The sequence below is a fragment of the Lyngbya confervoides BDU141951 genome, from assembly GCF_000817775.3.
Taxonomy (GTDB): Bacteria; Cyanobacteriota; Cyanobacteriia; order Thermosynechococcales; family Thermosynechococcaceae; genus Lyngbya; species Lyngbya confervoides.
In genome coordinates this window covers 1-9,989 of sequence record NZ_JTHE03000122.1, presented here as the reverse complement: position 1 = coordinate 9,989, position 9,989 = coordinate 1, and the positions used below count along the sequence as shown (strand labels likewise).

At 49.6% G+C, this 9,989-nt stretch carries 12 protein-coding genes; 4 read left to right on the top strand and 8 right to left on the bottom strand.

Going from position 1 to position 9,989, the window contains the following annotated elements; translation table 11 throughout:
• Positions 1 to 72 precede the first annotated feature (72 nt).
• On the bottom strand, positions 73 to 663 hold the full coding sequence (locus tag QQ91_RS21555; protein WP_166283704.1) for a hypothetical protein: 591 nt from the start codon (positions 661 to 663) through the stop codon (positions 73 to 75).
• Between the two features lie 1,149 nt (positions 664 to 1,812).
• On the opposite strand from QQ91_RS21555, the gene QQ91_RS21550 reads away from it, so the two are divergent.
• Entirely contained in the window at positions 1,813 to 2,160 is a 348-nt protein-coding gene (locus QQ91_RS21550) for a phage holin family protein (RefSeq protein ID WP_166283700.1), read from the top strand.
• Between the two features lie 152 nt (positions 2,161 to 2,312).
• Here the strand turns inward: QQ91_RS21550 and QQ91_RS21545 are convergent, their stop codons facing one another.
• Positions 2,313 to 2,522 carry a DUF2949 domain-containing protein gene (locus QQ91_RS21545; protein ID WP_166283698.1) on the bottom strand — a complete coding sequence of 70 codons (210 nt, stop codon included), beginning with the start codon at positions 2,520 to 2,522 and terminating at the stop codon, positions 2,313 to 2,315.
• A 207-nt stretch (positions 2,523 to 2,729) separates the two neighbouring features.
• Between QQ91_RS21545 and QQ91_RS21540 the strand changes: the two genes are divergently transcribed.
• Positions 2,730 to 4,031 (top strand): Glu/Leu/Phe/Val family dehydrogenase, encoded by a 1,302-nt coding sequence (locus tag QQ91_RS21540; protein ID WP_166283696.1) that lies wholly within the window; start codon positions 2,730 to 2,732, stop codon positions 4,029 to 4,031.
• A gap of 15 nt (positions 4,032 to 4,046) precedes the next feature.
• Entirely contained in the window at positions 4,047 to 4,268 is a 222-nt protein-coding gene (locus QQ91_RS21535; protein ID WP_166283694.1) for a hypothetical protein, read from the top strand.
• Positions 4,269 to 4,325: 57 nt separating this feature from the next.
• Here QQ91_RS21535 and QQ91_RS21530 read toward each other — a convergent pair whose 3' ends face one another.
• Positions 4,326 to 4,991, bottom strand: coding sequence for an urease accessory protein UreF (locus QQ91_RS21530; protein WP_166283692.1), 666 nt, complete (start codon positions 4,989 to 4,991; stop codon positions 4,326 to 4,328).
• A complete protein-coding gene (ureE, locus tag QQ91_RS21525; protein ID WP_166283690.1) occupies positions 4,984 to 5,436 on the bottom strand; it encodes an urease accessory protein UreE in 453 nt (150 codons plus the stop codon). The genes QQ91_RS21530 and ureE overlap by 8 nt, the downstream gene beginning before the upstream one ends.
• A 186-nt stretch (positions 5,437 to 5,622) precedes the next feature.
• Here ureE and QQ91_RS21520 point away from each other — a divergent pair, with 186 nt between their 5' ends.
• Complete coding sequence (locus QQ91_RS21520; RefSeq protein ID WP_166283688.1) at positions 5,623 to 6,036, top strand: hypothetical protein; 414 nt, start codon at positions 5,623 to 5,625, stop codon at positions 6,034 to 6,036.
• Here the strand turns inward: QQ91_RS21520 and QQ91_RS21515 are convergent.
• The 4 genes from QQ91_RS21515 to QQ91_RS21505 all read right to left on the bottom strand — a co-directional run bounded on the left by QQ91_RS21515 (position 6,024) and on the right by QQ91_RS21505 (position 9,246).
• Positions 6,024 to 6,221 carry a hypothetical protein gene (locus tag QQ91_RS21515; protein ID WP_166283686.1) on the bottom strand — a complete coding sequence of 66 codons (198 nt, stop codon included), beginning with the start codon at positions 6,219 to 6,221 and terminating at the stop codon, positions 6,024 to 6,026. The genes QQ91_RS21520 and QQ91_RS21515 overlap by 13 nt on opposite strands.
• A gap of 154 nt (positions 6,222 to 6,375) precedes the next feature.
• Positions 6,376 to 6,693, bottom strand: a complete 318-nt coding sequence (locus tag QQ91_RS21510; RefSeq protein WP_166283684.1) for a hypothetical protein — start codon at positions 6,691 to 6,693, stop codon at positions 6,376 to 6,378.
• Positions 6,694 to 6,776: 83 nt separating this feature from the next.
• The gene (locus tag QQ91_RS21755) at positions 6,777 to 6,956 is read right to left on the bottom strand and encodes a hypothetical protein (RefSeq protein WP_349306882.1); all 180 of its coding nucleotides are present in this window, start codon (positions 6,954 to 6,956) and stop codon (positions 6,777 to 6,779) included.
• Between the two features lie 295 nt (positions 6,957 to 7,251).
• Positions 7,252 to 9,246, bottom strand: a complete 1,995-nt coding sequence (locus QQ91_RS21505; protein WP_166283682.1) for an ATP-binding cassette domain-containing protein — start codon at positions 9,244 to 9,246, stop codon at positions 7,252 to 7,254.
• Between the last annotated feature and the right edge of the window lie 743 nt (positions 9,247 to 9,989).

Sequence of the window (9,989 nt, the reverse complement as noted above, 5' to 3'; positions counted from 1 at the left end):
GTCTTGCAAAACTAGCTTATCTCCTCTTTTCGCAATCTTCAGAAATGACCTGATTTTTTTAAGCCTGAGTAGTTACAAGCAGTGAACATTATCTACTGTAAGCTCTATGATATTTCCCAATTGCCAGCGAGAAGTAGAGGTTTGTGGTCTATTCACGCGACCAGAGTTATGAACTAAAGCATTTCTCGCACTATGTGCTTCAAGAAGCATTTTTGCTTGGGGAACTTTAAGACCCAGCCTTGTTTCCAAATGATGTATCTTTTTTTCTAGACTATTCATATCTCCTAATGTATTGTCAATCATCTTCATGATGATTCGTTCATAGTCTCCTAGGGAAAATACCTCGCTAAACTTAAGAGCCTTATCCGGAGGCAATAGATCGCGACGGCAATGATAAATAGTCCAAATTAAATCTGTAATAAATGCTTCAGCATAAGAATACCCTAATAGAAAAGCACCATGTGAGACCTGAGTACGATACTTTCGAAACGAATTGGGAAGTGTAGCTTGCTGTTCAATAGAGAACCATCCGCAGTAATTTTCGTGAAGAGTTAGGAAAATCTCTTCGTGGGCGAGACCTAGAAAAGGTATAAGAGTATCAAGTTGATCAACAAACCGCTTATGCAATTGATCAATTGGTGTCATTTCATCTTTAGAAAACATACACTTCCCTAGGGCACCTCGCAAATAGTCTTATTGACAAATCATAGTTAATAGGATGCCGGATTTTCCTTAGTCATTTTCAATAAGCTTGAACCATTCGAGGTATCCATTAGTTAAGCATTTGAAATACCGGAATGCTTTGCCCAAAATGAGAAAGAAATCGAGAGTGAGGGCGTGTCAAGCGTTATTTTGGAGATTAAATGATTTTGGGATCAACTTCCCAGACGATCGAGTGCATCCCGGTTTTGCAGGTTTACCCTCAGCACCCAACCCTTCCTCCCAGAACGGAAGAAGAAGAGCCAGTTTCAGAGTTCCCTTCACTCCTTGGGAGAGGGATCTTAGGGTGAGGTCTACAAAAATGGTATGTACCCACCAGACCGCCCCCAAACTTTTATCTCCTGGAGAATAATATGGCAACGAATAATCCTTGCCATTGCGACCAACAGAAACTAGACCGATCGCACCGGCCCTAAGGCACCTGAGTCGTTTTAGGCCTCGACAACCAGATAAAAAACAACCAAAAACAGGGCGATCAACCGTGATATATCCTCCTTCTATTACCTAAAGCCTTTTCCGCTATATGTTAGGTTATTATTAGGCTAAATCATCAAGATTCCTTGGAAAAATAGAAAAATTTAAGAATCGCTGAAACCCTGCCCCGCAGCAGTGAGTCCTTATGGCTCAGTCCCATGGATCGGAAAATAGTGCCTAGCTTTCAGGATTAGGGAGAAGCAAGTCTAGATTCCCAACTGTCAAAATATTGAGAGCTTCCATCCGAGGAAGACCTTGGCGCCTAAGGATTGTGCGAAAGCTTGTCCTGCGCTGCCTGCATCCGACAGGAATCCCTGAGAGGGTTGGCGATCGCCCAGGCGTTAAACATGGGGTCCATGGCCTGATCCGCCCGAAATTGCGACTTCCCTCTATTTTGCGCCGTCCGGCACCCTTGTCCCATCTCGGTGTTCGGGGTGTCCTGGCCGCAGACCCAAGCCCATCTTCATTGCCTTTTATTCACCCTCGCGATCGCTGCACGTACCCATCCGCCGGGGCAAGCCGGGCCGTAGATCAAAATATCAATGGCACAATCAATGGCACAGAGTCAAAACAGCGATCCACCGCGTAGAATGCGGGTAGATATCTGTGGGTAGAACCATGTTTACTACAATTCTCGTCACCTGGTTAGTCACCAGCCTGAGTCTTTTCATTCTCTCCCGCCTCCCCTTAGGCACGGAAATTGATAGCTTTGGAACGGCACTCTGGTCAGCAGCCGTGCTGGGATTTGTCAATGCAATTTTAGGGCCAATTTTCCGATTCTTTGCCTTTCCGATCACCTTTATCACCTTTGGATTATTTTCGGTGGTGATCAATGCAATGCTTTTTGGAATTGCAGCATTTTTAGTCAGCGGATTTAGGCTCAAGTGGGGGTTCTGGAGCGCCCTAATTGGGGCCATCGTTCTTAGCTTTTTAAATAGTCTCATTTTCAAGCTCCTCCCTGTTTAGGGTTCCGGGGGAATTTTTCAGGACGTGGAGCCCACCTCCAGGGCCAGACAAACTCCGAACACAGAGCCTGATTCAGCAGATCAGTCGGCTATCAAGCAATCCGCCATCAAACAGCGAGGGAATGGGCAACCCCCTCTCGGGACCAGAGCCCTTCAAGCGGGGTCGGGCATGGGCTGATGCTCTAGCCAATCAAACACGCGACTCACCTCCTCCAACGACAACAGTCCCAGTTGCCAAAGAGCCACTGGGACCTGATTGGGACTGAGCAAAGGAGTACGGAAAGCCACGGCGATCGCGTCCCCAGAAAGTCCGAGGTCTGATTGCAGAAATTGGATGAGCGGAGAAAACGAGCGCGAGGACATTATTTATTTTTGAAAAAAAGAAATAGCTCATTTCCAATAGTGCCCCCTGTTTCTCAGGATAAATCAGTAGAAACACCGGAGTTTACAGCCAAGCGTGACGTTTCAATACTTTTTCTTGAGATTCACCGTTGATCAAGACGCTCATTTCTAGAATGGGAGTAACTTCAAGACACACAAGACACAGTTGTCAGAACTGAGGAGGCGACAATGGGGGAAGTCAGCACCAGTTTATTTCAAGATGCCCGCCTACAGTTAGACAAGGCGATGCAGTACGTGAGCCTGTCTGAGGACACCCTGGAATATCTGAAATATCCCAAAACAAGCCTGCAGGTTTCGATCCCTGTCCGCCTAGATAACGGATCGCTGCGGGTATTCCAGGGGTATCGGGTGCTTTACGACACCACCCGCGGGCCAGGAAAAGGGGGCGTCCGCTACCATCCCAATGTCTCCCTAGATGAGGTGAAGTCCCTGGCCTTCTGGATGACCTTTAAATGCGCTGCCCTCAACTTACCCTACGGGGGAGCCAAGGGCGGGATCACCTTAGACCCCAAAAGTCTTTCAAAAATGGAGCTAGAGCGCCTTAGTCGGGGCTACATCGACGCGATCGCCGACCTCATTGGCCCAGACGTAGATATCCTGGCTCCCGATGTCTACACCAACTCCATGATTATGGGCTGGATGATGGATCAGTACAGCCTCATCAAGCGGCGCATTGAGCGAGGGGTCGTCACCGGCAAGCCCCTGGCCATTGGCGGCAGCGTTGGACGAGACACGGCAACGGGCACGGGCGCCTTCTTTGTGATTGAGGCGATTGCCCCGAAACTAGCCTTGGTCCCAGAGACCACCACGGTGGCCGTGCAGGGATTTGGCAATGCGGGGGCGGTTGTGGCCCAATGCCTGGCGGAGGCCGGATACCGGGTAGTGGCGGTCAGCGACTCCAAGGGGGGCATCTATCGGCCCTCTGGTCTGGACATTCCCAGCATTCGTCACATCAAAGAGGAAAGTCGCGGCATTCAGGCTGTTTACTGCGAAGGTAGCCTGTGTAATCTGGTGGATCACGACGTGGTCACCAATGAGGAGCTGCTAACCCTACCGGTGGACATCTTAATTCCAGCAGCCTTGGAGCGACAGATTACGCAACACAATGCTGACCAGATTCAGGCCAGATATATTTTTGAGGTGGCGAACGGCCCGATCACCTCTGGAGCAGACGCCATTTTGGAAGCCAAGGGCATCCAGGTCTTTCCCGATATCCTGGTGAACGCTGGGGGCGTCACCGTCAGCTATTTCGAATGGTTGCAAAATCGAGGCGGCTGGTACTGGAGCGCCGATCAGGTCAAAAAACGACTCAAGGAGCGCATGGTTTCTGAAGCTCACCATATCTGGGAAGTGGCCCAAAGCAAACAAATTTCTTTAAGAACCGCCGCCTACGTTCATGCCCTGCATAGAATAGGGGATGCAATTGAGGCCAAGGGAACTCGCAAAGACTATATTTCTCGTAAAGACTAAATTAAATTTAAACCTATGCTGAGTGAGGAATCTAAACAACTTCGGTTTCGGTTTTACCACGAGCTGGAAGCAGCCTTCCGCCGCATCTGCGACGAGGTGGCCGACTCGGATCTCAAGGAAGGAGACATAGCCCGACTGGCCCAGCGCATCATGCAGGCCCGCCATGCTAGCCTGAAAATCCTGGTCGACTCCGATGAAATGGATGAGTATTTTGCAGCCTACCCGGAGGCGGATTAGGCCCAGTCCTGGCCAAGAGGGGCAGGAACTCCCCCTACCCTCGAAAGCCTGCCCGGTTTAGCTTCTAAAAATTCGACTGTACAGCCCCTCGTGGTTCATGCTTGCCAATTGCAGTCCCCAGCTGTTTGCCTCTAGCTGATCATCGGTCCAGGGTAAAACTTTCTCGCTGGTTTGAAGCACTGCGCCACTTAAATTGGCCTGGATTTGCTGTCCCTGGGTTTGTCCCAGGGGAATCAGCTTAATGCCTGCATTCACCAAGTTCGCCACCCAACTGTGGAGATAGCCCAGGCTGGCCGACTGCGGATCGATGTGCCAGAGGGCAGCCGCCAGCCCAAAGGCCGTGCAATAGTGACAGTGGCGCGCGGCCAAGGGTGCAGAGAAGTGGGGCTCCAGGTTGGAGATCAGCTGCAGCAGCGATCGCCCCATCTGGAGACTTTGGCCCCTTAACTCCTCGGTTTCTCGACTGGCTGCATACCAGCTATTCCAAAAACGGACGGTATCAACCTCAGTAGCAGCGCGTAAAACCCGCAGCATCACGGCTGTCTCCACATTAATAGATCCATAGTCCAGTTCTGCCCTCAGCCAGCGTTCTAGGGCAGAGGCCGTGGTCAGCAGTCCGCGATCGCACAGGGTTTCAAGCCCTTCAGAATAGCTATAGGCCCCCACCGGCAACGACGGACTGGCTAGCTGTAATAGTTTGATCAGCGGCAATGAACTAATCATGGTGGGAAAGATAGGCCCCGCGCTCTGGATAAAAGGGCAGCACCTCTGCAGTGACCGTCACCGGGAGGGCTGCTAACAGGGTTTGCAACACCGGATCAGGAGAGAGGCGCAGATAGTTCTCCCCCACTTCCAAAGGCACATGGCGATTCCCTAAATGATAGGCCGCCTTTAAAAGGGCCAGGGGATGATCGGATCGCAGGGTCAGGACCGGCTCTGGCTGAGCAAGCACCTGAATTCTTTGCCGCGCCTCCTGAGCGTGCGGGGCGCTCAGGAGGATATCGCCGTCATTCAAAACCGTCCCCCGCTTGAGCTGAAGCTTTAGAGGCTGTCCCTTGGTAGAGGTGCAGCGATAGAAACTGCGCTGGCGCTCCGCCGCCGTGAGCGAGAGGGTATCGTCAACGGCATGGGAATCCGTTCCAGCAACTTTGGCCACAAGCGTCAACATGGAACAAGACTCAGGGTCACAGGGCCGATCCTCGCCAAGGGGTGATCACTAGAGGGTGATCACTCTAAACGATCATCACTATAGATTAAGACCGGCCTCCAGGGATCTAGCGATCCAGGAATCTCTGGGGCACCCCTGTGGTAAAGTTCACCTATCCCCTAGGCTGCACCACCGTGGACGGGTTTTATGCAAATTCAGCCTAATCGAGATCAAGAACAGCTTCGGCTGTTATCGACCCTGCACTATGTGATGGGAGGACTGACCGCGGCCATGTCCCTCTTTTCTCTCATTCACATTGGCACTGGAATTTTCTTGCTAAACGCAGAGGACGCGTTTCCCATAGAGGAAGGGGCCTCGGCACCTCCGCCAGAATTTGGCTGGATTTTTCTCGGGGCTGGGCTGGGGGTTCTCGTATTGGGAATCACCCTGGCAATTTGCCTGATCTGCTCAGGACGTTTTTTATCCCGGCGCACCCACTATACCTTTAGCTTTGTCGTGGCCTGTTTAATCTGCCTATCGGTTCCCCTAGGGACGGCCCTCGGAGTTTTTACCATTCTGGTCCTGTCCAGACCCACGGTGAAGCAGATCTATGGTCGCTGAGAGCCAGACTCACCAGACTCGGTTTCGCTGCTCAGCGATCGCACCGCGCCCCCCTGCTGGCGAGCCATCACCTCAGCCATTTGCTGAGAATGAAATCGCTGGGCGTTGTGAAGTCCTGGCTTAAATCCTCCTGAGGGGCTCAGGTAATGCTCAAAGAGTCCGACTTTTTTCCAAACCACCCACATAATGGATTACCCAGGATAGAGACTGCCGATGCTGCTCACTCTAAAGTTCATCCCAAGCAGCGTCAAGTCCGCAGTCAGCAAAGCAACAGCCAGCAGTGGAAAACCGGGTGAACCGGGGGCATACATGCAAGTTTCAGCCCTGAATGGGTGAGTTTTAATCGGTGGGCTCCAGGGCCAGCAATTCCACCAGGGCAACGGTGCCCATCCAAAAGGTATAGATGCCGTACCGTAACGGATGTTGACCTCGGCTGCGGGCCATCGATCCGGCAATTATCCCTTCGAATCCATGGGCCACCAGGGCTCCTGTGCCCAGCACTCCCAAAACTGACCAAGGAGGCACAATCGCAAGGGATTGGGACCACCGGTAGGCGATCGCCCCGTCAACCCCAAGGGCCACCACCATTAAGATCGGAGAAACCCCCTTAATCCATCGACGCCAACGGGGGGGAATTGAAGCCAGTCGCTGTATCATCACAATCCTCTGGGATTCAGTCTGGGTTAACCCGTATTCTAACCAGGCTGCTGACCTGGGGGATTCACCCGGATTATTTAAACCTATACCATCAGCTCATCTGGCCCCAAGCCACGGATCGCCTCTGTAACCTCGCCCTTTCCTACCCGGACTATCCGACTCGGAATTAGCTCAAACGTATACACATTAAGCACCACATGGCAAAACGCACAAAACTCATTTAGTCCTTTCAGCGTTTCACCACTCAACACCCCTGGGCGCACATCTGGCACTGACGGAACCCTCCGGCAGTGTCAAAATCCTTCACCCAAAGTTTCTTCTTAGCTCATGCACCCTTGCCATCTCTGCGACGATCCACAGGGTGGTGGGCTGACGAAAAGTGCGATCACTGAGACAGCCTAGCCCTTAGGGGTACAGAAAAATAAAATCTGCTCAGAGAAAAAACTTGCCCCCTAGATCACCTCAAAATATGGGGTCTCAAAAGTTATAGCTTCGCTGGCTCAAAATGGGCGCTTGATTGTTATTTCTTCGGAAAATATTTTTCTACACCATCAGCCCTCAAATGATCCAATAAAAGGGGTCGTTTCGATAAAGAAAGTCTTTTAGTTTCTGCACGATTAGAATCAAACTCAACAAAACGCCGATCAATCCAGCAGCAATGAATAAATGGCTGGACACATTCACATCATAGACAATATCAGTATCTAACCCCGACAGGGTTACCAGTGTTTCAAAGGGCCACTTGATCAGAGATAGTTGGTTCAGTACCTTCCCTGTTGCTCCTAGGGCATTGATGGGAAAGATGACTCCCCCACATATTATTTGAACAATCAGTAAGTTCAGAAGAATAAATGAGTGTGAAATATAATGGGGGCTAGGAATAGCTGATCCTAACAATCCCAGCACTGTCCCACCAAGGGTAGATAGGGTAATCGAGAAATACGTGCCAATCAAGATCGTCGGGGTTGCCAATAAGTCCGGTACAGCAATCACTGTGAATAATAGAAAAACTGCAGACTGATAGACGGACCATAATAAACCTATTTCAAATTTTGACAAAACATAAGGAATAACCTTCAGTCCATTCATACGCTCGTGTCGATAGATATTATGTTCCTTCGCAATTATGAGACTGGTGGGGAAACTACCTGCAATCATCGCCACTACAATTGTTGTAAACAGCATTAGAATGGCCAGATTAGGATTAGCATCTCCGACACCGAACAAGGGCCTACGCCAGATAAGGAAGTTTACCAATCCCAGTACTGGAGAAACTGCTAGCATCCTTAGTAAGCCAGGGCGATCTCCCTGGAGCATGGCCAAATTGCGTTTAGACAAAATCCAGAATTGCCGCCAACCGGAGATGCGTTTGGTCTGGGCTCCAGGCAACTGTTGGCACAGTCGTGGAGTCGTAGGTGTCTCTGGAACATTGAATGCTTGCTGTCGGTTGACGACATATGTTTGATAGTAGGGCGATCGCAAGTATTTTTGTGGCCAATGCTCCAGCGATCGCTTATTTTCCAACTCGCCATAAATTTGACCAAATCGTTCCACTCCAAAATATTGCAGAGCCTCTTGGAATGGGCCAAAGAACGCTAGACAGCCTTTGCGGGTCAGCCACACCACCTGATCGCACAACTCAAGATCCGTAGCATGGGTAACTGTCACAATCGTGCGTCCTGGGTCTGCCAATTTCCGTAGCAGCATGATCATCTCTCTCTCTGTATTTATTGACAGACCCGAGGTAATCTCATCTATGAACAGCATACTCGGTTGGGTCAGTAACTCTATACCTAACGAGACTCGCTTGACTTCGTAGTCGCTCAGCGATTGGATAGGCAAATCTCGCCGGTTGGTTAAATCCAGGTCGATCTGCACCTGAGAGATACGAGATTTGCGCTCGGCTCGGGTAATATCTGCTGGAAGCCTTAGCTGGGCAGCAAAGTTCAGTGTTTGCTCTACCGTTAGTTTCCGATGCAAAATATTCCATTGCGGCAGATACCCAATTGCGGTGCGGTAGGCATTGAAGTTTTGGTAGAGGTCCGTCCCGTCCACCAAAACCATTCCACAGGTAGCAGGTCGAAGACCACTGAGGGCAAGAAGTAAGGTGGTCAGGCCAGATCCAGCACACCCGACGATCGCCACAAGCTCCCCAGCCTGGATGGAAACAGAAACATCTTTAAGCAGGCTCAATTTTTTAGCCTTTTGATAGTGCAGATGGATCGCATCCAGGCGTAAACTCCTTGACTCGTTGAACGCAAAGAGGATTTCATTATCTTTTAAAGTAAGTGAACAAGGACCTATGTGAATGACATCATTAATCCTCAGAACCCGCTGACCAGTAACGGATTGGCCATTGACAAAGGTGCCATGGGTGGAATTACAATCGCGGATCACATAGTTTCCATGCTGTGGCCTGATTTGGGCGTGAAATCTCGACACCATTGGATGATTAATAACCATGTCATTGGCGAGATCACGGCCAATTCCTAGGGTCTCCTGGCCGCGCAACTCGAACTGCTGTATTGCCGAGTCTGGTCCTATTCGAGCCATGGGTACAAATCTTTCCTTAAGGGTCGACGTAACAAATTGAGGCTTAAGTTAATGTAAATCCTGTAGGACTTCAACAACAGATTGGTATCAGACTCTGAAGTCATCTAGCAGCATTTTATTAATGATGACTGTTAACTCAGAACCAATCGCTTTGGGCAAATAATTGTTTCCAGCCATTCTCCAACATAAAATGGCAGGGGAGTTGATTTAAAATAAATCTTCATTAATGATAGGTTGATAGGTTCTCTGTTGTCAGTTCACAGAAGGAATCTACAGTTGTAGAGTGAGTGCCAAGCCGTTAGACATAGTTCCGGCATAATAGATATATATTGCCTCCCTAGACATCATTTATCCTGTTGACTTATTAACCCAGCAATTTTTATTGCCTTTTTCAAGAAAGCAATAAAATCTACGTTCACCGTCTCAATATCTTAATCAAGAAAAACCCTGTTACTCCCCCATAGAGACAGCCAAAAATAGCCCCGAAGATGATTGCTGAAGGTGCACCTGAAAATTTATATGGAAGGAGTTCTGGCCATCCTTACCTAAATAGGTCTACCAGCGAGGGGTCTATTTTTTCTTCTTCAAGATGATGAAAAAGAGTTAATTAGTCTGTGCATTTTTGTTGAAAGATGAAGGACACCAAATTTTCTCTGCCCAGGGAAAGTAACTACTCAGGCTGAAGTAAGAAAGGTTTGGGGCTTCCAGAAAATAGAGCAATGAGAGCATCCACGACATTGTGT